Source organism: Adhaeribacter swui, assembly GCF_014217805.1.
Classification (GTDB): Bacteria; Bacteroidota; Bacteroidia; order Cytophagales; family Hymenobacteraceae; genus Adhaeribacter; species Adhaeribacter swui.
The window spans coordinates 774,963-798,311 of record NZ_CP055156.1; the positions used below are offsets into that span (position 1 = coordinate 774,963).

A 23,349-nucleotide genomic window follows, 5' to 3' on the forward strand; every position below is an offset into this window, starting at 1 on the left:
AAGTTTTACCTTTATCCTGCTGAAAGCAGATAGGTTTCTGTGTAATTCTCGGGTAACTACACAGGTTTGGTAAAGCTTTTCTGTTTTAATGCCATTACATTTCATCAGATATTGACCTTAGGGTCTTTTCTGACTCCGGTTATTTGCCTTGTAACTCACTAGATTTATCAAAGGTTAAGTTACCACTATTAGTTTTGCTCTAGTTACCACCTACTCAAACAAACAAAATTTAAAAACCTTTATAAATGGTTTTTAAAACCCTAATGGTATTGCTGACATCCTAACCGTGCTTATAATATAAAATACCCATATTCTGGTACTATGAAACAAATTTTAGTGGTTTTATTACTGAGCTTCAGTGCTTGGTTTAATGTTGTGGCGCAAGATTCTACTCCCGTTGCTCCTGTAGGAACGGGTAATATCAAAGGCATTATTCAGGACTCTTTAAAGCAAGAGCCACTGGGTTACGTTACGGTTATCTTGTTTGAAACCGGTAAGAAAGATCCGGTAAAATCAACTTTATCCCGCGACAATGGTTCTTTTGAATTAAGCGGTTTGCCCGCAAAATCTTACCAACTGGTACTGGCATTTGTGGGTTACCAAAACAAGAAAATCAACATTTCGCCATTTACCAGCTCAAACTCCGTAGTAGATCTTGGCAAAATAAACATGAGTTCGGCCTCGAAACAGTTAAAAGAAGTTGAAATTGTAACGGAGCGCCCGCTGGTTAAACAAGATATTGATAAAATAACCTACGACGTAGACGCTGACCCGGAAAGCAAAACTTTAACGGCTTTGGATATGCTCCGGAAAGTACCCCTCATAACCATAGACGCCGAAGATAATATTGAACTAAAAGGTAACAGTAACTATAGAGTACTGGTAAATGGCAAAACTTCGTCGTTGTTTGTGCGCAACCCCAAAGATGTTTTTAAAAGCATGCCGGCCAGTTCCATTAAAAACATTGAAGTAATTACCAATCCGCCATCCAAGTACGAGGCCGAAGGTGTAGGCGGCATCATTAATATTATTACGCACAAAAAAACCATGGGTGGTTACAACGGCTCGCTGAACATTGGTGCCGGTCAACCCCAAAGTTACCAGGTGGGTGGTTACGTTACGGCCAAGGTTAAAAAGTTTGGAGCTACCGGTAATTATTTCTTTAACGATTACAAGTCGCCGGCTGGCCGCAACAATTTATTCCGGCGCGATAATGCTAATAACCAGCTAATCCAGACCGGCGAAAACCAATTTCAAGGCGATTACCAGTACGCTGGCGGGGAATTGAGTTACGAGATTGATACACTTAATTTACTTACGGCTAACCTGGGTTTTAACCTGGGCCGGAACAGCAACGATTTAACCCAAAAAGTACAGAATTTTAATAGTACCAACACCTTAACACAAGCGTACGATCGCTTAAATGACGGTAATGGGCAATGGCGCGGGTTTGACGTGGGACTGGATTATCAAAAAACTTTTAAACGCAACAAAGAACAAATCCTTACTTTATCTTACAAGTACAATCAAAACGGCGACGACAGCTTTTCTGATTTTAGTTTAGTGCCCGTAGAAAACTTTACGGACGGCCGGATTAGCAAAACCGAAAATAAAGGCAAAACCAACGAGCAAACCTTCCAGGCTGATTACGTGCAACCTATTAAAAAGCAAACCCTGGAAGTAGGAGTAAAATCTATTTTACGCAACAGCCAAAGCGATTACTATTACTCCAACCTCGACGAAAGCACCCAGTCCTACATCATAGATCCGGCGCAAACCAACAGTTTCGAGTACCAGCAGGATATCTATGCGGCTTATACTTCGTTGAGTTTAAAAAAAGATAAGTGGGGGTTAAAAATTGGTAGCCGCCTGGAGGAAACCCAGATCAACGCTAATTTTAAATCATCGGATGAGGTAGTGAAGCAGGATTATTTTAATTTAATACCAAGCATTGCGCTGTCGCGGCAACTAAAAGGTACCACTTCGGTTAAAGCTTCTTACACCCAACGCATTGAACGGCCCGGCTTGTGGTTCTTAAACCCGTACCGGAACCAGATAGACCCGCGCAATATTTCCTATGGTAACCCCAACTTGCAACCGGCTACCAACCACGCGTTTGATGTATCTTACAGCACTTTTGTAAAAGGTTCTTCCATTAACGGCAGCTTATTTTACAATTTCACCAACGAGTCTATTCAGCAATTTACCACGTTAAACGGCGATACGGCCATTACTACTTTTGGTAACATTGGTAAAAACCATACGGTAGGCATTTCACTGAACGGCAATGTAAATATTACGAAAAGGCTAAATGTGAACATTAACGGCAGTACCAATTATGTGCAGCTAAGCAGCATACTGCAAGGTAAGCCCGTAGAGAATACTGGTTTTACCGCTAACGTTTTTGGTTATGCCAGTTACCGCCTGGATAAAGGCTGGCGCTTCAGCGCTAACCTTGGCGTAAACTCGCCGCGCATTATGTTACAAGGAACTTCGGCTTCTTATGCTTATCATTCTTTTTCGGTAAACAAACAACTATTTAAAGGCGAAAAAGGCAGCGTTAATTTTTCCATCAGCAGCCCATTTCAGAAAAACCGCCGGTGGCGCAACGAAATTCAGGACTTGCAATTTTACCAAGTACAGGAGTCGTATTATGTTATGCGGCGGTTTAATCTTTCGTTTAATTACCGGTTCGGGAAGCTCCAAGGCGGTATTGCCCGCAAAAAACGCGGTATCCAAAACGATGATGTAAAAAGCGGCGGACAAAGCAACGGTGCTGGCAACTAAGCCTTTATATTAATTTTTAACAACACTCCTTTAACCCGATAGGCATTGCAATCTATCGGGTTATTTTTTTAAAATCTACTTAGTGCAATTGGCATTTACTAGCTGGTATTATTACTAAAAAAATAATACCAGCATTATCTTTTCTGGCTCCTGAATGCTAATTAACTCAAGTTGCGAGCTATAAAAAAGTCTGTTCGAGCAAAGGTTAAAATACGTTTTAGAGTTACCACACTTTAAAAAGTACAAGCCATGCAAGAACAGACGATAGCAATATACTGCTTTATAGACGACTTTTTTCGTATTACTGGTAGAAAAGAAGATGCGCATTGTAAACTTTCCGATGCCGAACTACTCACCACCGCTTTATTGGCGGCGCGCTATTTCTATGGCAATCTTGTAGGTACATGCAAGAACACCAGGGAGTGCAGATGATCGATAAATCAGGTTTTAGCCGGCGCTTGCATGGCTTACAAGAACAACTCCTGGCATTGTTTACCGCTTTAGGCCAAACCTTAAAGCAACTGAATACTACTTGTCGGTATATGATCGATTCTTTTCCTGCTGCGGTTTGTCATAACGTACGGATTGGGCGCTGTCACCTTTTACAGCAGGAAGTTTATCGGGGCAAGAACACGAGCAAAAGACAGTATTTCTATGGCTTTAAGGTGCAAGTAATCACCACCGAAGCCGGACTGCCCGTGCAGTTTTATATTCATGCGGGCTCCTTTGCTGATATCACGGCTTTTAAGGCTATGCCGGTAGATCTGCCGGAAAATAGTCAGTTATATGCCGACAGCGCTTACAACTGCTATGAAATAGAAGACCTATTAGCCGAATGTGAACACATTCAGTTTCATGTCTGTCGAAAAGCCAATAGCAAAAGAAAAGATCAACCCTATACCGCTTTTTTGAAAACCTACTACCGGAAACAAATTGAAACCACCTTCTCGGGTATCACTAATTTCTTTCCCAAAAAGATTCATGCTGTAACCGCGAAAGGTTTTCTGCTCAAGATCATCCTCTTCATCTTTGCTTATACCTTGAATCAACTAACTTAGTACCTCGCAACTTAAGTTAATTAAAAAACCATCGTGTTTTTCTCGTTCATTTAGCTTCCTTACTTGTACAAAAAACAACCACCATACTGTACAAATTAAAGGCAGCAAAACATACATTTTCCTAGTAAATAATCTTTAAAGCACTCCTTCCATTTTATAGCAAAATACATAAATGCAATATTTAATATTTACTTAAAACCTAATTAATACAAATCAACCACATAAAACCATAAATAAAAAAAGGCGTCTAATTATGCAGTTTTAAAGCCAATATTTTTGAAAAAAACTTTATAATATAACTTTTTAAATTTTTAAGTATTAATAATATAAATATAACGCGATTAAATTTCGTGCTTAAATTCTCAGCCTCTATCTTTGTATCAGAAATTAAAACTAAAGCAAACACACATACTAAATTTAATTATATTTTTTTAAAATAATACCAATTAAAAATATCTTATTCCGCTCATCCTAATTAAATACCGGGCACCATCTATCCAAAATAACAAACTACTTATACAGCTTTTTAATTAGATCAAAATAATATAACAATTCAATGAAACTAAAAACTCTACTGGGCCTTTCGTTCTTATCTTTATTTACAATGTCTTGTGAGCAAGAAGAGTTAGTGGAACCAAAATCGGTAGCTCCCGCAGTAACCACTGTATCTGATGCTACCTATATTACTTCCATTGATGCCAGCAGAAAGAATTTATTAGCAGAAGAAAGCTTTGATCCTAGTTTAAGTAAAATTTTTGGCCGCCAGGTTTATTCTACTTACGGTTTTGGCGTTACCACTTCTTTATCAAAAAACAACTCGCAAGCCGTTCGTTTAGAATTAAGAAACGACAAAAGCGCAGTACGTTCCGAAATATATTACGGTCAACCCACTCCTTCTACCGGTTGGTACGGCCTGAGTTTGTACTTGCCCAGCGATACCTGGCAAAACGAAACCGATTCAGACGCCTGGGAAATAATTACGCAATTTCATGGCACCACCGATAGTGGAGATGGCACGCGGGTACCGCCCATATCTTTATCAGTTTTAAAAGGTCGGTTTGTATTAACCATAAATTATTCTGCCAAAAGATTTAATACTACCCCAGATGGCCGGGTAAGATACGATTTAGGTCCGGTGGTTAAAGATAAATGGCTCGACTTTGTGTATAATATTAAATATTCTTATAAAGCAGACGGGCAGTTGCGGTTGTGGATGAATGGCAACAAGGTAGTAGATTATACTGGCCCAAACACTTACAACGATGCCGTAAACCCACATTTTAAAATGGGGGTATACAAAAGAAACTGGAGCAAAGGTTCTAAACGGGTAATCTATTTTGACGATGTCCGGATTGGTGATAGCAAAGCCACTTATAACGACGTAGCACCTAAAGCCTCTAATGTTGTTTCTCCTCCTCCCGTTGAAAAACCGGACACTTCGCAGCCATTAACCTTAACTTTAATGAACGCCGATACCCATTTGCCTATTCAGCCACTTACAAATGGCGCCATCCTGGACTTAGCTAAATTACCTACCCGGAATTTAAACATTCTTGCTACTTCCAGCAAAACTATTGGCAGTATTGTATTTAGCTTATCAGGCGCTCAAGTAAGTAATTCCATGCAATCTAGTGCGCCTTATTCGGTATTTGGCGATAGCGGCGGAAAATACTTAACCTGGACACCCGTGGCCGGAACTTACTCGCTCGTATCAACTGCTTACGCTGGTATTAATGGTACTGGTACGGCCAATGTTCCCTTAACCGTAAATTTTCAGGTAATTGATCAGGTAACGCCTCCAACCGAAACCGTTCCGCCAACAGTAGCTTTAACCATAAACAACGATGCGGTTGCTACCAATTCGGCAAGTGTTACTTTAAACATAAATGCTACTGGTGCTACCGAAATGCGCTTCTACGATGATAATGACGATGATATTTGGGGAACCTGGGAGCCAGTAGCAACTACCAAAAACTGGGTACTATCTGCGGGTACAGGTCCCAAATGGATTAAAGTACAGGTACGCAATGCTGCTGGTCAAGAATCAGAAGCTACCTTTGATTCCATTAACCTGGAATAATTTACCCGATAGAAACTTAGAATTTTTAAAATTTAAAAATTCTGCTCTTAAAAAAGGCGCTAAGTTATTATACTTAGCGCCTTTTTCTTTTAGAGAAACACAAAGCCTATTCATTATCGCTGCTAAGCAGCTTTACATCATCTCGGGCAATTACATCTCATTGTTCTCCCGGGCCGCTCGCCTGCCTCTTTCCTGCAAGTGGTCCGGAATTAAATCAGATTCATTTTCAAAACCACGTGTGTTGGTTTCATTTCCATTTTCGGCGGGCAGTACTTTGTTCGTTAAGCTTAAGGCATCCGAGGTTAACTCGGGCAATACCTGATTGGCCAGTGCTAATATTTTAGCGGGTACATTCGTTAATACTTCGGCTTCGCCATAACGACAGGCATTTATAATCTTACCCGCCGTTTTCTCAACACTCGATGATATTAACAAACTGGCGCCGGCGGTGGTAAACCAGGCGTATTCTTTTTCAGACTGTCCTTTCACCTTAATGTTTAAGTTGCTGCCGGTGCGGGTTAAGCCTGGATTTACGGTAGTTACCAAAATACCGTCTTTCTTTAACTCCTGCCGGAACCCGTTTGATAATCCCACTAAGGCAAACTTACTGGCACTATAGGGCACCAGATGCGGTATACTTACTTTACCCCCCACGGATGCAATATTTACAATCCGACCTTGACTGCGTTCTTTCATGTGCGGCACGGTAGCCCACATGGTATAAAGCGGCGCCCAGAAGTGGGTATTAATGGCTTCTTCAAAATCGGTTAAGGTCATATCGGCCAGAGGCCCCGCCTGTATAATGCCCGCATTGTTTATAAGCACATCAATGCGCCCGTAGTATTTTATTACTCGTTGGATAAACTGCTCTGCCTGTACGCGGTTGGTTACATCGCAGGGTAACGCCAGTACTTCGGCTCCTTTTTGCGTTAGCTCTTGTTCTGCTCTTTTTAGTTGATCTTCGGTGCGGGAGCAAATGGCTAACCGGGCGCCTTCGGCCGCTAACTGCCGGGCCAACACCAAACCCAAACCGCGCGAACCGCCGGTAATAACTACTACTTTATCCCGGAAAGAATATTTATTTTGTTCCCTGGCCAAAGCCCGGATAGCTAAAATAGCGCCCACCCCAGCGGTAGCCCAAAGCCATGATTTATTGCTTGTTGTCATACGTTTTACTTAATTACTGTTCTTATTTATCTGGTAAAATAAGTTTACCGTTGTACGCGAACGGCAAACAGAAAGATGAATTTACTGCAACTATTCGCTTAAGGCCGGGAACTACTTTTTTGCTAAAATTCAAAATTTTACTACGGCATCTTTATACCACTAATTAAATTCTCTTTAAAAAGCTATCTTGGTTAAATTTTAAAAATACCCTGCCGCTCGCTTTAAACCATTAGACAGGAATAAAAGTAAATTTTTAAAAATTTTTAAAATTTTACGCTTAAACCTACTCCTGACTGAACCATTTGTATTTATTACCCGATTTAGTGACTTAATCTAAATTTTGCCTTTCTACTTTTAAGTTTTTGCCTACCTTTGCGCAATTTATACTTACAGCACATGCCCCGAGATACCAGCATTAAGTCCGTTTTGATTATTGGTAGCGGTCCCATTATAATTGGTCAGGCCGCCGAATTTGATTACTCTGGCACCCAGGCCGCCCGCTCCCTGCGCGAAGAAGGCATTGAAGTAACACTCATTAATTCTAATCCGGCAACGATTATGACGGATAGTGTTACCGCCGACAATGTTTACCTGAAGCCACTGGAAAAAAAGTACATTATCGAAATTCTGCAAAAGCATAAAATTGATGCCGTACTACCCACCATGGGAGGCCAAACGGCCCTGAACCTGGCCATTGATTGCGAAAACGCCGGTATTTGGAAAAAATACGGTGTACGCATTATTGGTGTGGATATAAAAGCCATTGAAACTACCGAAGACCGGGAAAAATTCCGGTTAAAAATGCTCGAACTGGGCGTAAACGTTTGCAAAGGCAATACAGCCACCTCCTTTCTGGAAGGGAAAGAAATTGCGCAGGAAATTGGGTTCCCGTTAGTAATCCGGCCTTCGTTTACCTTAGGCGGTACCGGGGGTGGTTTTGTGAACGACCCATCCGATTTCGATAAAGCCTTAAACCGCGGCTTGCACGCCTCGCCCATCCACGAAGTATTAGTGGAGCAAAGTATTTTGGGCTGGAAAGAATATGAGTTGGAACTACTCCGCGATAATAACCAAAATATTATTATTATCTGCTCTATCGAAAACTTCGATCCGATGGGCATTCATACCGGCGATTCGATTACGGTAGCTCCCGCCATGACTTTGCCGGATACGGTTTATCAGAGAATGCGCGATTTGGCCATTAAAATGATGAACGGTATTGGTCAGTTTGCTGGTGGCTGTAACGTGCAGTTTGCCGTAAATCCCGAAAACGACGATATTATTGCTATTGAAATTAATCCACGCGTGAGCCGCTCTTCGGCGCTGGCCTCTAAGGCTACCGGTTATCCAATTGCCAAAATCGCCGCTAAATTAGCCATTGGTTATAACCTCGATGAATTAAAGAACGCGATTACCAAAACCACTTCGGCTTTCTTTGAACCGGCTTTGGATTACGTGATTGTAAAAATACCGCGTTGGAACTTTGATAAATTTAAAGGCGCCAACAAGCAGTTGGGCTTGCAAATGAAATCGGTGGGTGAAGTAATGGGCATTGGTCGTACTTTCCAGGAAGCCCTGCAGAAAGCTTGTCAGAGTTTGGAAATTAAGCGGAACGGTATTGGCGCCGACGGCAAAGAAATGACCAACTACGACCAGCTGATTGAGAGTATGACTTACGCCAGCTGGAACCGGTTATTTAGCGTGAAAGATGCCATGCGCTTTGGCATTCCAACTTCTACTATCCAGAAAATCACCAAAATAGATCCGTGGTTTTTGCACCAGATCGAAGAACTGGATTACGTAGAAAAACAACTGCGCAAGTATACCCTGGATACTTTGCCGGTAGATCTTTTCCGGAAAGCCAAACAACAAGGCTACGCCGACCGCCAGATTGCCTACTTGCTCAACTGCCTGGAAAGTGAAGTACATGCCAAGCGCACTGAGTTGGGCATTAAGCGGGTATTTAAACTGGTAGATACCTGCGCCGCCGAATTTGAAGCCAAAACGCCTTATTACTACTCTACTTTTGAGGGCGAAAACGAGAGCGTAGTAAGCGACAAGAAGAAAATTGTAGTACTAGGTTCGGGTCCGAACCGCATTGGCCAAGGGATAGAATTTGATTATTCGTGCGTACACGGGGTATTAGCGGCTAAAGAATGTGGCTACGAAACCATCATGATTAACTGCAACCCCGAAACGGTTTCCACGGATTTTGATATTTCGGATAAACTGTACTTCGAGCCGGTTTTCTGGGAGCATATTTACGATATTATTCTGCACGAAAAGCCCGTGGGTGTAATTGTGCAGTTAGGTGGCCAAACCGCTTTAAAACTAGCCGAAAAGCTGGAACGGTACGGCATTAAAATTTTAGGTACTTCCTTCGAAGCTTTGGATTTAGCCGAAGACCGCGGCGCGTTTTCTACCTTACTCAAAGAAAATAACATTCCGTATCCACCTTTTGCCTCGGTGCAAAGTGCCGATGAGGCGCTGGTAGTTTGCAAAGAATTAAAATTCCCGCTGTTGGTTCGGCCAAGTTACGTGTTGGGCGGCCAAAGCATGAAAATTGTAATTAACGAGAAAGAACTCGAAGCTCAGGTAGTAGATATTGTAAAAGACAACCCGGGTAATAAAGTTCTGCTCGACCACTTCCTCGACCGGGCCATTGAAGCCGAAGCCGATGCTATCTGCGACGGCGAAGATGTATACATCATCGGGATAATGGAACACATTGAACCGGCAGGTATTCACTCCGGCGATTCTTACGCGGTGCTGCCGCCTTTTGATTTAAGCGAAAACGTTATTCGCCAGATTGAAGAGCATACCAAGAAAATTGCCTTGGCCTTACGTACCGTTGGCTTGATTAATATTCAGTTTGCGATTAAAAACGAAACCGTTTATGTAATTGAAGCAAACCCCCGGGCTAGCCGCACGGTGCCGTTTATTGCCAAAGCGTACCAGGAACCGTACGTGAACTACGCTACTAAAGTAATGCTGGGTGAAAAGAAGGTGAAAGACTTTAACTTTAAACCGGTTAAAAAAGGATACGCCATTAAAGTACCAGTATTCTCGCACAGTAAATTCCCGGAAGTAAACAAAGAACTCGGCCCCGAAATGAAATCTACCGGCGAAGCCATCTACTTTATCGATGACTTGCAGGACGATTACTTTACCAATGTATACGCCGAACGGAATTTATACTTGAGTAAATAAAATTTAAAAAAAATTAAAAACGGCAGCTTATCAAAGCTGCCGTTTTTGTTTGCTCCAAATAGATAATTAAGTATAATCTAAATAACGTGAGTTCGACATAAACAATTTCTTATTCAAGCAGCCGGTAGGAGTACTCAGAAAAACGCTGAAACTATAATTATGTGGTTATTTGCTGTTTATTTCCGTCATCCCGGAGGGATCTAACCAGCAGGTAATTGATTGGATCCCTCCGGGATGACGGAAATAGAAGAAGGCTTTCTTTTTATTTGGTTCTTTTCTTAGCTCGAACTCACGTTAACTAGCGGTAGCTTTCTTGCTAAAACGCCAGTATGATTGCAATTTAAAACCTCAGGTTAAATTTTCTTTTTACCTTTGCCTGCGTGAAAGCACTCCGCAAACTATTAGTAAAACTGCTCGGTTTTGAGAGCTATATTCGGCTGGTAAGCAAAATTTATCTGCAATTAGTAGGTGCGGGATGGCTGGCTAAAAAATATCCGGAACTATTTTTTTTGAAAAAAATCATTCGGCCGGGTTTCTATTGCCTCGATATTGGCGCTAACCTGGGCTATTATTCTACTTTTTTATCGAAACAAGCGGGGCCACAGGGCAAGGTATTGGCAGTAGAACCAGTTCCCATGTTTCAGAAAATCTGGCGCGACAACGTAAAAGCCAGCGGCGTAGCTAATCTGGAACTTCTTCCCTACGCTTTGGGCGGCGAAAATACCCGCATCCAGATGGGAACGCCCGAGCGCGACGGCTTGCTGCACCACGGCATGACCAAAGTTACTTCCTCGGCCGATGAAAAATATGCCCGCCTTTACGAGGTAGAAATGAAAGTACCCGACGAGCTGTTCCGCAACTTAAACCGCCTCGATTTTGTTAAATGCGATGTAGAAGGATTTGAATATCAGGTTTTCAGCCACCTGCAAGAAACGTTGCAAAAGTTTAAGCCATTAATTCAAACCGAGTTAAATGGCACGGAAAACCGCGAGGGAGTAATAGCCTTATTGCAAAATTTAGGTTACCAGCCGTATATTTTATCTGCTACGCAAACGTTAGTCCACTGTGCCGATGCCCACAAACTGGCGCATCATCACGGTGATTTTTATTTTAAAAATTCTCTAGCATCATGAAATTTTTTATAACCTTAATAGTTCTTTTTTTTCTGTTACGGCTTTTAATGCCTTACATTATTAAATGGGTGTTACAAGCTTTTGTAAAACGTACCATGCGCAAAGGCGGTTTTACGGCTACCTTTGGTCAACCCCCTTTTCAGCAAGAGCCTTTTCAGCAACAACACCGGGCACCGGAAGGAAAAATTAATATTGACTACGTACCGCAGGAAAACAAAGCAAAACCCAACGGCGGCGATTTTAAAGGCGGCGAATACATAGACTATGAAGAAGTAAAATAATTGCCTACCTTTCTTTTTGAATAAAATTTAGTTGGGTGTTAAGCCTGCAAACTAGTAAACTCAATGAAAAACCAAGCCGTTTCGAATAACGCCAAGTCAACCGTGGTAACAAGCCCCATTCATCAGCGGCAGCCATTTAATTTTAAAAAAAATGTATTGCCGCACGTACTTGCGGTGCTGTTATTTCTGGGTTTAACTGCTGCTTATGTGGCGCCTATTTTATTCGAAAACAAAAGTTTGGTGCAGAACGACATTCTGCAATCCAAGGGCGGCTCCAAAGAAATTCAGGATTACCGCGATAAACACAACGGCCAAGAACCGCTCTGGACCAACTCTATGTTCAGCGGCATGCCCGCCTACCTGATTACCACGCGTTTCCCCGGCGACCTTTCTTATATTTTTCATAATGCTTTAACCCTAGGCATGCCGGCGGTGGCCGCTAACATTTTTTTAACGCTGGTTTGTGCTTACATTTTGTTTGTAGTAATGGGCATGAGTACCTGGCTGGCTATTGCCGGGTCGTTTGCCATGACTTTTACGTCGTATAACCTGGTTATTCTGGCGGCGGGGCATAATACCAAATCGTTGGCCATTGCTTACATTCCGCTGGCGCTGGCCGGTTTGCTCTACGCCTTCCGGAAAGGTAATCGGCATTTGTGGCTGGGTGCGGCATTATTTACTTTTGGTTTAGCCATGCACATCCGTTCCAACCACATGCAGATAACCTATTATTTGCTGTTGCTGGTACTTATTTTTGGGATTGTTTATTTGATTGATGCCATTAAAAATGGTTGGTTGCCCGACTTTTTTAAACGCGTTGTGGTATTAGGCATTTGCGCCATTATTGCAGCTGGAGTAAGTTTTGGCCGCTTGTATACTACCGCCGAGTACACCAAATATTCCATTCGCGGTAAATCTGAGTTGAAAGCACCGAATAGTGGTAACAACCAATCAACTGGTTTGGATCGGGATTATGCGTTTAACTGGAGCTACGGCGTAGGCGAAACCATGACTTTATTGGTACCTAATTTCTACGGTGGGGCCAGCGTAGGTTCCTTAAGTAAAAATTCCGAAACCGCTAAAGCAATGATCCAGAACGGCATTCCGGAAGTGCAGGTAGAAGAGTATTTAAAAAGTTTTCCGTTGTACTGGGGTGATCAGCCGGGTACCAGCGGTCCGGTTTACGTGGGTGCCATTGTGTGTTTTTTATTTGTGCTCGGGCTATTCGTCGTTGAAAAACGTCTTCGTTACTGGCTATTAGCGGGCACCATTTTATCCATTGTGCTGTCGTGGGGCAAAAACTTTCCGGCCTTTAATTATTTCATGTTCGATTACTTCCCGGCTTATAATAAATTCCGGGCTGTATCCATGACTTTAGTAATCGCCCAGATTACCATGCCTTTGCTCGGGATTTTTGCCTTGTATCGCTTTTTGTATAAAGGCGATGTAAAAGAACCGCAGAAAAATTTATTGTACGCGGCGGCTATTACGGGCGGTATTTGCTTACTGGTGTTTCTGCTGGCGGGTATGGGTAGTTTCTCGAACCCCAACGATGAACGCACCTTGCAACAAGCCTGGCTTATTAACGCCGTACGTGCCGACCGGGCGGGTATGATGCGTGGCGACGCCATTCGTTCCCTGATTTTTATCGTTCTAGCGGCAGGAGCTTTGTACTTTTATTTACGCAATAAATTAGCGGTTACTTCGGCAGTTTTAATAATTACTTTTTTAATTCTGATTGACCTCTGGACCGTAGATAAACGTTACCTAAACAACGACAATTTTCAAACGAATTTAACCGAAACGCATTTCGAACCAACTCCGGCCGATCAGGCAATTCTACAAGACAAGGATTTAAGTTACCGGGTGCTTAACCTGGGCGATCCGTTTAACGAAGCGCGTACTTCTTATTTCCATAAATCCATTGGGGGCTATCACGGGGCCAAACTGCGGCGCTACGCCGATATTATCGAGCATCATATTGCTCAGAATAATATCAAGGTTTTAAACATGCTCAACACCCGGTACTTCATTACCGGCGACCAGCAACAACCGGTGCAGCGCAATCCGCAGGCTTTAGGCAACGCCTGGTTCGTGCAGAAAATAACCAAAGTAAACAGCCCCGACGAAGAATTAGCCGCCTTAAAAGATTTTGACCCGGCTACCGAAGCTGTAGTGGATGTTTCTAAGTTCCCGGTGAAGCAAACAGAATATAATGCGGCGGGCTCTACGGTTACGCTCACCAGTTATGAACCCAACGATTTAAAATACAACGTTTCGGCGGCGCAAGCTGGCCTGATTGTTTTCTCAGAAATTTATTATCCCGAAGGCTGGCAAGCGTACCTCGATGGCAAACCAGTAGAACATATCCGGGCCAATTATGTGTTGCGGGCCATGCCGGTACCAGCCGGTAAACACACCGTAGAATTTAAGTTTGAACCGGCCTCGTACAGCTTAGGCAATACCGGCTCGCTTATTTCTTCTATTTTAATGGTATTAATTATCGTGGGCGGTATTTTTTACGCTGTAAAATCCGGTAAAGAAGAAGAAATAAAAGAATCAGGCAGATAGTTTTTATACATCTCTTTTTATTTGTCCTTCAGCAGGGAGCTATGTAGCAAGATAGTTTCTTTCTGAAGGACATTGTTTTTTAAATTATTTTCTTTTCGCTATTTAGAAAAGTTATTTTGATACCGTCTGCCGCTCCCCTCCAACTTATCTCAGAACCGCTCTTACAAGAGAAACAAATTACCTTGTACTTAAAGCGGGAAGATTTGCTGCATCCGCACATTTCGGGGAATAAGTGGCGGAAACTGAAATACAACTTAATAGAGGCCAAAAATCACCAGAAAGATACTTTACTTACTTTTGGTGGCGCTTACTCTAACCACATTGTGGCTGTAGCCGCTGCTGGTCAGGAGTATAATTTTAAAACCATCGGCTTTATTCGCGGTGAAGCCCATGAACCGCTTAATTCAACGCTCCAGTTTGCGCAAAACTGCGGCATGCAATTACATTATATCGACCGGACTACGTACCGGCAAAAACAAGATCCGGCTTTTCAGGGAAATTTAAAAAAACAGTACCCTAACGCTTACATTTTACCCGAAGGCGGAACCAACTTACTGGCGGTAAAAGGCTGCACTGAAATTGTTACGGATATAAATATCCCGTTTGATTATATCTGCTGCGCGGCAGGTACTGGGGGCACATTATCCGGGATTATTGCGGGTTTAAACGGGTACGCTCAGGTAATTGGTATTCCGGCACTGAAAGGCGGGGAATTTTTAAAAACGGACGTGACTGCTTTAGTTAAAGAATATAGCGGACAGGAGTACCAGAACTGGCAGTTACAAACCGATTATCATTTTGGTGGTTACGCTAAGGTAAAGCCGGAGTTAATAACTTTTATTCAAGTTTTTAAAGAAAACCACCATGTTCAACTCGAGCCTGTTTACACGGGCAAAATGTTGTATGGCATTTACGATTTAATTCGCCAAGATTACTTTAAGGCCGGCTGCACTATTACTGCTATTCATACCGGCGGCTTGCAAGGGCTGGCTGGCTTTGCCGAGCGTTTAGGTATCGTTCTTTAATCTGCCACATTTTTAAAAATAAACTGGTGTAAACCAATGGCGCCAAACACGAAAACATAACTAATTACACTCATTAAAAAGCGCGCATCCCAATCTTCGCTGGTTACCGTAACAATAAAAGCTTGCTGCAAAAAAACGGTACAAACAAATAATTTAACCGGCCTTTTAATTTGCCCCACTTTAAGCGCAACCACCCAAAAAAAGTACATCGGGTAGAGAACCAGTATAATTAGCCCGTTATGCCAAAAAGAGTAATACGGCTTTATATGCAGAAAAAACAGCAAGCACCTGGTAACAGACATTTTTAAAAAATAGACCGGATTGTCCCGTACAAAAACCAGTACGCGATGCAAGGGTGATAGCTGAGCTACCGGCAGGTTTAATTCTGTTTTTTTGAATTGATAATAATGGCTGTTAAATATTACCTGACCATCCTGGTACGTTTTTATAAAATCGAAATGAGTTAATAAAAACTGGTTAATAACAACAACCCCCAGGAACACCATACCCAAACCCATTAAAAAGTATAATAAACGTTGCTGCGCGCTGTTTTGAAGGAGAAAAAAATAAGAGAATAAGTAGCACAAATAACCCGTTAAAACTATAAAGCCATTTGGCCGGATAATACAAGTAAAAATGATAACGAATATGGCCTGCCAATGGCCTTTCCCGTTTCTGAGGTGCACTACGCAGTAAAGCGAAAAAATAACAAATGAGGTAAACAGCGAATCAGTTAGAATAAAAAAATTCCAGGTGAGCAGGCCCGGCCATAAAATAAAAAGAGCGGTACCTAAAAATGCGGCATAAAACCTGGCGGGCGCAAGTACCCGAATGGTTTTATACAAAGCCCCGGCGGCCAAGCCCGATAAAAGAACCTGAACCAGAACCACACCTTTCAGACTTATATTTAAACCAAGGAATACCGCTAAAAAAAGCGAATACCCCATGTAGCGCGAATAATGATTATCGGGAAACTGGCCGGTAGTGATGGCTTTTGCATAAGTTAAGTAACCATATGAATCGCCGGAAAAGGCAACACCCTGGTATTTAAAAAAAAGAAATAACTGACTAAGCAAAAAGAAAATTACCAGTAATACCTTACTGCCTGTTTGCCGTTGCCGTCCTAAGCGGAAAAATAAAGTAGGCCTCATTAATTTTTTAAAAACTGCCCCAAAGAGCTAAGCATAAATATTTTAACGCCAGAATACCAGTCATTTACCACCTATCTCTCGCATTCTCCTGTCTGTTTATCCTGGTACTGTTACCGATTTTATCTTTAGAATTTTGTCGGCTTACCGGGGCACTTGCATAAACGTAAAGTCTTAATTTAAAATGAAATTAAACTTCTTTCGTTGGTTTAGTATACATTTGATGCAAATCTATACTCCTGTTAACTAATTATTAATGCTCCGTTACCTTCTTAAGCGCTCTATTCTCTGGATATTAATACTCATTATCGGCTTTTTCGTCTGGCGAAGATTAGGAACGTCTTTTACTCCCGATAAAGCCCCCGTAAAAATAACGCACAATACTATTCTGGAGAAAATTGATGATTTAGGCAACCTGGAACTGGTGCGCTATAATTTTAAAGATGTAGTGGAGTACGAAAAAGAGTTTTCGCAGTGGCTACCAAATTCTAAAAGCGTGTTAATTGTGGCCGGCGAAGCCGTGGGTTGCATTGATTTGCGCCAGGTTACCGCCCAGGATATTGCATTTACCAACGATTCAGTAATTACCGTAAAATTGCCCGAACCCCAAATTTGTTATTTTAAAGTAGACCATAATAAGTCTAAAGTATTTGCGATGCAGAACACCTACTTTCAGGATGCCGAATTAGTAGACGAAGGGTATAAATTTGCGGAAAAACACGTGCGTCAATCAGCTTTAAATTCCGGTATTTTGCAGCAAACGGCCGTAAACGCCGATAAAATTCTGAAACCCTTACTGGAAAGTTTAACCGGCAAACAAATTATTCTGGAGCACCAGCATACCACCAAAGCACCGCCTGTTTTACCGAAAAGGTAATACCTTCATTAATCCAACCCCGCCCAAACACCCCTTTTTTAAATTATCAGAATTTTAAAAATTTAAAAATTCCCGCAGATTAAGCCTATTACTTATCTCGTAATACTTCTTGTAAAGCATCCTGGATCAAATCGTTTTCGTAGCCTTTACTCATTAAAAACTGCGTAAGTTTGTGTCGGCGTAAAGCAGCGTTACCTTCTTTCTCGGTGCGGTTTTTCTTTTCGGTGAGATAGACTAAGTTTTGCCAATAAATTTCCGGGTCAATTTCTTTCATTCCTTGCCGGATGCAGTAATCTGAAATTTGTTGCGCTTTCAAACCCAACATAATTTTCCGGCGCCCCCAGCGCTTTAAGTTGCATTTTCCGCGCACATACGATTTGGCATAACGTTCTTCGTCAATCAGTTTTTCGGCACACAACCGAATAATCGTTTCTTCTACCTCCTCAAATTCCAGACCGTACGAATATAACTTATTCCGGACTTCCTGCTGGGTGCGTTCCTGGTAAGCGCAATAAGCAGCCGCTTTTATTAAAGCTTCTTTTACGGTATAGGTTTTCTTTTTCCGGGGTTCCTGCAAGGTATTTTGGTTTAATTTTAAAATCTAAAGCTAAGTACAATCAAAGAAAACCGCACTGATTTTCTTTCTAAATAGAAAGACAGGAGCCAATACAGTTGACTATTTGGCCCATATCTTAAACAGATTACACCGGTAAACAGTTTAGGTACACGATAGAAAAGCGGTCGCAAAGCCAGCCAGAAAACAGATTAAAATTTTAAAAATTTCAATTTGTTGCGGTGACATGTCGGTGACAATAATAAAAGCGGTATCTACAAGCAAAGACACCAGTTTAGCCATGAGGACCTTCTAAGGTTCCGGTTCTGCACAGCAGAATTCCGCAGACGAGTCGAGGAAAGGAAGCTTAGACAGCCCGAAAGAGCCAAACGAGGCCCGCCGGCCATGAGGCAAACTCAGCCGGTTCAAACAAGATAGCACCGGTACCTGGAGGCTGGAACAGACTCCAAGTAAGTAAGATAGAATACTAAATTTTTAAAATTTACTTTTTAGCAGATTATTAAAGCAGTTCATGGTTCCGGCTTTTGGCCGGAGTAAAGTCACAGAATTTACTTTATAGAAAGGCCCAAGTTTGAAAACTTGCGCCAGTGGTATAGGGAACCTGAGCAAGGTAGGAGCTGGAAGAAAACTTCAAGTAGAAATAAAAAAATTACTTTTTATTACCCACCCCTAACCCCTCCTTACCCAAAGCAGGGAGCCATAAAATTTAAAGATTACCGGCTTCGTGCATATTACAAAACAGACTCTTCCGGAATATTCGATTCGTTAACAATATACAACGGGCGGTTTCGTACGTTTTGGCTTAAGCGACTAATGTACTCGCCAATAATACCAATTGAAATAAGCTGCACACCACCCAAAAACAAAACACTCACCATCAGCGACGACCAGCCGGGTACGTAATCGCGGGTGATAAAACGGGAATACAGCGTGTATAACATCACCAGAAAAGCAATGCCCGATACCACAAAACCACTTACTGTTGCCATTTTTAAAGGCAAGTTAGAATAAGACGTAATACCATCGAGCGCCAATCGAATCATTTTGGAGTAAGAATAGCCGCTTTGGCCCTGGTAGCGTTCAGGTCGGTCGTACTCCAGAAAGGTTTGCGGAAAACCAATCCAGGCAATCTGGCCCCGGATAAACTTTTGCTGCTCCGGCATTTGCTTGAGCGTATTTACTACTTTGCGGCTGATAATGCGGAAATCGCCGGCATCTACCGGCAGGGGCGTGCGGGTAATGCGGGTAAGTAAGCGGTAAAAAAAGCGGGCAGTTGATTTTTTTAAAAAACTTTCGCCGGCCCGGGTTTTGCGGCGGGCGTATACCACCTCGTGGCCTTGCTGCCATTGCGCGTACAAAGCCGGAATTAGTTCCGGTGGGTCCTGTAAATCGCCGTCCAGAATAACTACTGCATTGCCCCGGGCTTTATCCAGACCCGCGCTAATGGCGATTTGCTGCCCAAAGTTGCGACTGAAATCAATATAGCGCACCCAAGGGTTTTGCCGGGATAGTTCTTTAATTAAAGTTAAAGATTGATCGGTACTGCCATCGTTCACAAATATTAATTCGTACGAAATAGCTAAAGGCTGCATAACCTGTTGTAAACGTTGGTAAAGCACTAATACATTAGCGGCTTCGTTGTAAACAGGTATAACAACCGATAACTCCACAGCAATTTTTAAGTTTAAGCTAAAGATACAATTTATAGGGTCAGGCCTTGTGGTTGGTAAAGGTAATTGCTAGTGGCTTCGAAACAAAAACAATCTAAGGCAACGCTCTTCCGCTAAAATACATCTATCGTTTTATATTATCGTACACCCGACTTTTAAGTGCATGCGGCTCCGGTTACTACTTTTTTTAAATTTTATTATTTTTCTCAGCCCGTTGGCAGAAGCGGGTTTGTTTAAAGGCCGGGTTACCGATGCGCAAGGAGCTGGCTTGGCTTACGCGAACGTATACGTTAAAAATTCTACCGTAGGCACCACCACCAACGAACAAGGCTATTATCAGCTAACGTTAGTTCCCGGCACCTACCAGGTTGTGTACCAATACGTGGGCTACAAAGCGCGGGTAGATACTGTAGAAATCTCCACGGAGCCGGTAGAACATAACGTAACGCTGCAACCCGATGTATACAATCTAAACGAAGTAGTGGTGCGGGCTAGCGATAAAGACCCCGCTTACGCGATTATGCAGGCCGCCATTGCCCGCCGCAAATACCACCAGAACGAAGTTGCCGCTTATAGTTGCCGGGTTTACACCAAAGGTTTGGGCCGATTACTAAAAGTACCTAACCGGGTAATGGGCATTAAAGTAGACGAAGTAAAGCCCGGCATTGTGTATTTATCCGAAACCGTATCGGAAGTAAATTTCCGGCAGCCCAACAAAACCCATGAACGCATGCTCTCGAGTAAGGTAAGCGGCGACACTAAAGGCTTTTCGTTTAACTGGGCTTCGAGGGTAAATTTTAATTTTTACGACAATTTGCTGCGCATTCCGGGACTGAGCGAAAGGGCTTTTATTTCGCCGCTGGCCAATAATGCTTTTTTGTTTTACCGCTACAAACTCATTGGCACATCCGTAGAAAACGGACAAACTATTAACAAAATTAAAGTAACACCCATCCGGGCCAACGATCCGGCTTTCAGCGGGTATGTTTACATACAAGATGATAGTTACCGCCTGCACAGTACCAGTTTAAAACTCACGCAAAAATCACAAATTGAGTACGCCGACACCTTGCGCATCGATCAGGTTTTTGGCCCGGTACAAGACGGCATCTGGATGTTGTTCTCGCAAAAATTAACCGTACAATTCGATTCGTTTGGTTTTAAAGGCAATGGCTTTTTTACTACCGTATATTCTAAATACAAGGTAGTACCGGCTTACAGCAAGCCCGTAGTTGCCCCACCTGCTGCTATCGCTAATGTGCCGGCTCCGGTTGAGCCGGAACCGCTCATCATCAAAAAGAGAAAATTAAAAAAATTAGCGAAGCAGAAACTAGCCAATTTAGATTCCACTACCACTTTTATTCATCCTAAAAATGAGCTGATGCGGGTAGAGCCCAACGCCAACAAACGCGATACCGCTTATTGGGACGATATCCGGCCGATACCGCTCACCGCGGAAGAACAAAAAGATTACGTGAGCAAAGACAGTTTGCAGCAAATTCAGGAATCAAAACCATACCGTGATTCGGTGGATAAACGCAATAATAAATTTGAAGTGGGCAACATTTTTTTATCAGGTTACCGGTACCGCAATTCTTTCCGTCATTACAGCATCTCCGTCGATCCTTTGCTGGCCGTACTCAATAGCAACTCTATTCTGCAATACAATACCGTAGAAGGAACCGTGTTAAACCTGGGCGTACGCTACCGGAAAGGTGAGGAAGAGACGAACAAAGGCTTAACCATTGCTCCTACCCTGCGTTACGGTTTTGCCAGCAAAAAATTATACGGCAAGCTGCTAACCAATTACTATTACAATCCGCACCGTTTTGCGCAAATTACCGCCGAAGCCGGTCATTTTATAGCGCAATACAATAACAACGACCCTATTGCTCCCTTTTGGAATACAGTATACACTTTGCTCTACGAACAAAATTTTTTAAAAATTTACCAAAAAACTAACCTACTCGTTAGGCACAACATCGAAATACAAAACGGAATTTACTTAACCACCAGCCTGGAATATGCCGACCGGCAGCAACTGCAGAATGCTTCGGATTTTACTTTTAAAGATTACACCAATAAGCAATTTACGCCCAACGTGCCCATAAATGCTGAACTAACCGATGCTTCTTTTAGCCGCAAACAGGCATTGGTGGGCAGCGTAACCTTACAACTCCGGCCCGGCCAGAAGTACATTAATCGCCCCGACGAGAAATGGATTATGGGCTCCAAATACCCCACCTTCCGGATTAACTATACCAAAGGGTTTTCGAAGATTTTGGGTAGCGACGTAAACTTCGACCGGGTGTCGCTGAACGTGAGCGATGAGTTAGATTTAGGTTTGGTGGGCGCAACGAGTTATTCTTTTCAGGTGGGTACTTTTTTAAACAGCAAGCGTTTGTGGCTGATGGATTACAAGCATTTTGCCGGTAACCGCATTCTTTACGCCGGCGCTTTCGGGGGATTTCAGCTATTAGATTATTACCGCTACAGCACCCAAAACAGCTACCTGGAAGGCTACTTTACCCACGATTTTAATGGTTTCATTTTTAATAAGATTCCTTTATTCCGGAAACTCAAATGGCAGGAAGTAGTAACTCTTAATTATTTACACACACCTAAAGCCAAGCATTACCTAGAGTTAGGTGTTGGCGTAGAGCATATTTTTAAAATTTTGCGCGTCGATTTCTTTACCGGTTTCCAAAGCCGCGAAAAAGTGGGTTCTGGCTTACGGTTAGGTTTTGGTATTTAACGAAAAAGTAGATTTTTAAATTTTGCTCCGCAGATTTAGACAGGTAATCTTGCTGGTGCGCGTTTGCCGGATTATCTGGAAAGCAATTTTTAATAAATCTTTTTTCTGGATAAGCCCTGCGTTAGCTAAAACGAAGAAAAAAACAGAACCCAACTTTTTAGGAGTTTACCTCGTTTACTCACTGCAAACCATTGGTCAGAATAAAACTATGAAAATGACTTTTTTTAGAAATACCCGGAATAACTTGCTGCTGGCGGGTGCTTTTGCTTTACTGGCAAGTTGCTCTTCCGACAATAAAAATCCACGCGAAGATTATCCGGCCGGAGATGCCGGAACCTCCGAAGCTATTGTGGGTGATTCGTCGAATTTAAATGAACCGCGGCCGGCGCCAATCGGCGACACCGCCGAAAATGCCAGTCAGGCGAATCAGCTCGGTGAGCCTAACGTAGAAAACGTAGATTCTGCTGCAAGGGGCCTGAAGTAATTCAGGCTTTTTTATTGGGCGGTTACAATTATTTGGGCACTTTTCGGCTCCTGGTCGGGGCAACCGGAACACGGGTACGGCGATACATTTTTTAAAATTATCTGGTATTGGGTATTCGCTACGGTTACCAAAGTCGTATCGGCCGTGCGGTTGCGCAGTTTACGGGTATCAGAGGGTAAAGCTTCGCCGATTACCAAGGCCGCAATGGGCGATTTGTCCTTGTCTATTTCCAGCCACAACCGGACTACCGCCGAACCGTATCGGATGCAATTCACATTCATGGGGCAGCGGCTATCGTTTATTTCGGCCAGGTGTACCCGTACTTTAGGGGTGTCGTTTCCTTTAGCCGATTCAGGTAAATCCAAGGTTTCGTTCAAAGCAATTTCTACTTCCTGGCTTAAGCTACTTTGCCCCGCAGAAGTTAATTCTTCTTTCGCGCACCGGGTAAGAACCGCAAGTATAGATAAAGCTAACAGAACAGATTTCATCTTTATTTCATTTTAAGACGGGCTTACTCCAAAGAGTTATA

General features: G+C 42.6%; 16 protein-coding genes and 1 pseudogene. 11 read left to right on the forward strand and 6 right to left on the reverse strand.

The features are described from left to right. Positions 1-321 precede the first annotated feature (321 nt). The 3 genes and pseudogenes from HUW51_RS04395 to HUW51_RS04405 all read left to right on the forward strand — a co-directional run bounded on the left by HUW51_RS04395 (position 322) and on the right by HUW51_RS04405 (position 5,925). On the forward strand, positions 322-2,787 hold the full coding sequence (locus tag HUW51_RS04395) for an outer membrane beta-barrel family protein (RefSeq protein WP_185272785.1): 2,466 nt from the start codon (positions 322-324) through the stop codon (positions 2,785-2,787). 249 nt (positions 2,788-3,036) lie between these two features. Next, positions 3,037-3,845 (forward strand): annotated as a pseudogene (locus HUW51_RS04400) (IS982 family transposase). Between the two features lie 556 nt (positions 3,846-4,401). Beyond that, positions 4,402-5,925 carry a polysaccharide lyase gene (locus HUW51_RS04405; RefSeq protein ID WP_185272786.1) on the forward strand — a complete coding sequence of 508 codons (1,524 nt, stop codon included), beginning with the start codon at positions 4,402-4,404 and terminating at the stop codon, positions 5,923-5,925. Positions 5,926-6,075: 150 nt separating this feature from the next. Here HUW51_RS04405 and HUW51_RS04410 read toward each other — a convergent pair whose 3' ends face one another. Further along, positions 6,076-7,092, reverse strand: coding sequence for an SDR family NAD(P)-dependent oxidoreductase (locus HUW51_RS04410; RefSeq protein ID WP_185272787.1), 1,017 nt, complete (start codon positions 7,090-7,092; stop codon positions 6,076-6,078). A gap of 396 nt (positions 7,093-7,488) precedes the next feature. On the opposite strand from HUW51_RS04410, the gene carB reads away from it, so the two are divergent. From carB to HUW51_RS04435, 5 genes are all read left to right on the forward strand, one after another. Continuing rightward, positions 7,489-10,302, forward strand: a complete 2,814-nt coding sequence (gene carB, locus HUW51_RS04415) for a carbamoyl-phosphate synthase large subunit (RefSeq protein WP_185272788.1) — start codon at positions 7,489-7,491, stop codon at positions 10,300-10,302. 509 nt (positions 10,303-10,811) lie between these two features. Then, entirely contained in the window at positions 10,812-11,435 is a 624-nt protein-coding gene (locus tag HUW51_RS04420) for an FkbM family methyltransferase (protein ID WP_185272789.1), read from the forward strand. Beyond that, positions 11,432-11,716 (forward strand): DUF4834 family protein, encoded by a 285-nt coding sequence (locus HUW51_RS04425; protein ID WP_185272790.1) that lies wholly within the window; start codon positions 11,432-11,434, stop codon positions 11,714-11,716. Before HUW51_RS04420 ends, HUW51_RS04425 begins: the two co-directional genes overlap by 4 nt. 63 nt (positions 11,717-11,779) lie before the next feature. Further along, positions 11,780-14,287, forward strand: a complete 2,508-nt coding sequence (locus HUW51_RS04430) for a YfhO family protein (RefSeq protein ID WP_185272791.1) — start codon at positions 11,780-11,782, stop codon at positions 14,285-14,287. A 116-nt stretch (positions 14,288-14,403) separates the two neighbouring features. After that, positions 14,404-15,312, forward strand: a complete 909-nt coding sequence (locus tag HUW51_RS04435) for a 1-aminocyclopropane-1-carboxylate deaminase/D-cysteine desulfhydrase (protein WP_317175614.1) — start codon at positions 14,404-14,406, stop codon at positions 15,310-15,312. Here HUW51_RS04435 and HUW51_RS04440 read toward each other — a convergent pair. Beyond that, positions 15,309-16,463: a hypothetical protein gene (locus tag HUW51_RS04440; protein ID WP_185272792.1), complete on the reverse strand. Its 1,155-nt coding sequence runs from the start codon at positions 16,461-16,463 to the stop codon at positions 15,309-15,311. The two genes, HUW51_RS04435 and HUW51_RS04440, sit on opposite strands and share 4 nt — an antisense overlap. Before the next feature lie 253 nt (positions 16,464-16,716). Here HUW51_RS04440 and HUW51_RS04445 point away from each other — a divergent pair, with 253 nt between their 5' ends. Then, positions 16,717-17,337: a DUF4230 domain-containing protein gene (locus HUW51_RS04445; protein ID WP_185272793.1), complete on the forward strand. Its 621-nt coding sequence runs from the start codon at positions 16,717-16,719 to the stop codon at positions 17,335-17,337. 88 nt (positions 17,338-17,425) lie between these two features. Here the strand turns inward: HUW51_RS04445 and HUW51_RS04450 are convergent, their stop codons facing one another. The 3 genes from HUW51_RS04450 to HUW51_RS04460 form a co-directional block, all read right to left on the reverse strand. Beyond that, positions 17,426-17,914 carry a regulatory protein RecX gene (locus tag HUW51_RS04450; protein WP_185272794.1) on the reverse strand — a complete coding sequence of 163 codons (489 nt, stop codon included), beginning with the start codon at positions 17,912-17,914 and terminating at the stop codon, positions 17,426-17,428. 141 nt (positions 17,915-18,055) lie between these two features. Then, positions 18,056-18,193, reverse strand: coding sequence for a hypothetical protein (locus tag HUW51_RS04455; RefSeq protein WP_185272795.1), 138 nt, complete (start codon positions 18,191-18,193; stop codon positions 18,056-18,058). A gap of 449 nt (positions 18,194-18,642) precedes the next feature. Further along, on the reverse strand, positions 18,643-19,581 hold the full coding sequence (locus tag HUW51_RS04460) for a glycosyltransferase family 2 protein (protein ID WP_185272796.1): 939 nt from the start codon (positions 19,579-19,581) through the stop codon (positions 18,643-18,645). 163 nt (positions 19,582-19,744) lie between these two features. Here HUW51_RS04460 and HUW51_RS04465 point away from each other — a divergent pair, with 163 nt between their 5' ends. Continuing rightward, positions 19,745-22,336, forward strand: coding sequence for a DUF5686 and carboxypeptidase regulatory-like domain-containing protein (locus tag HUW51_RS04465; RefSeq protein WP_185272797.1), 2,592 nt, complete (start codon positions 19,745-19,747; stop codon positions 22,334-22,336). 22 nt (positions 22,337-22,358) lie between these two features. After that, positions 22,359-22,820 (forward strand): hypothetical protein, encoded by a 462-nt coding sequence (locus tag HUW51_RS04470; RefSeq protein ID WP_185272798.1) that lies wholly within the window; start codon positions 22,359-22,361, stop codon positions 22,818-22,820. Positions 22,821-22,831: 11 nt separating this feature from the next. On the opposite strand, the gene HUW51_RS04475 is transcribed toward HUW51_RS04470, so the two are convergent. After that, entirely contained in the window at positions 22,832-23,308 is a 477-nt protein-coding gene (locus tag HUW51_RS04475) for a hypothetical protein (protein WP_185272799.1), read from the reverse strand. Positions 23,309-23,349 lie beyond the last annotated feature (41 nt).

Bases quoted from the DNA above. Each gene is read 5' to 3' on its own strand.
- HUW51_RS04395 (WP_185272785.1), top strand. From the start codon at position 322: ATGAAACAAATTTTAGTGGTTTTATTACTGAGCTTCAGTGCTTGGTTT.
- HUW51_RS04405 (WP_185272786.1), top strand. From the start codon at position 4,402: ATGAAACTAAAAACTCTACTGGGCCTTTCGTTCTTATCTTTATTTACA.
- HUW51_RS04410 (WP_185272787.1), bottom strand. From the start codon at position 7,092: ATGACAACAAGCAATAAATCATGGCTTTGGGCTACCGCTGGGGTGGGC.
- carB (WP_185272788.1), top strand. From the start codon at position 7,489: ATGCCCCGAGATACCAGCATTAAGTCCGTTTTGATTATTGGTAGCGGT.
- HUW51_RS04425 (WP_185272790.1), top strand. From the start codon at position 11,432: ATGAAATTTTTTATAACCTTAATAGTTCTTTTTTTTCTGTTACGGCTT.
- HUW51_RS04430 (WP_185272791.1), top strand. From the start codon at position 11,780: ATGAAAAACCAAGCCGTTTCGAATAACGCCAAGTCAACCGTGGTAACA.
- HUW51_RS04440 (WP_185272792.1), bottom strand. From the start codon at position 16,463: ATGAGGCCTACTTTATTTTTCCGCTTAGGACGGCAACGGCAAACAGGC.
- HUW51_RS04445 (WP_185272793.1), top strand. From the start codon at position 16,717: ATGCTCCGTTACCTTCTTAAGCGCTCTATTCTCTGGATATTAATACTC.
- HUW51_RS04455 (WP_185272795.1), bottom strand. From the start codon at position 18,193: ATGGCTAAACTGGTGTCTTTGCTTGTAGATACCGCTTTTATTATTGTC.
- HUW51_RS04465 (WP_185272797.1), top strand. From the start codon at position 19,745: ATGCGGCTCCGGTTACTACTTTTTTTAAATTTTATTATTTTTCTCAGC.
- HUW51_RS04475 (WP_185272799.1), bottom strand. From the start codon at position 23,308: ATGAAATCTGTTCTGTTAGCTTTATCTATACTTGCGGTTCTTACCCGG.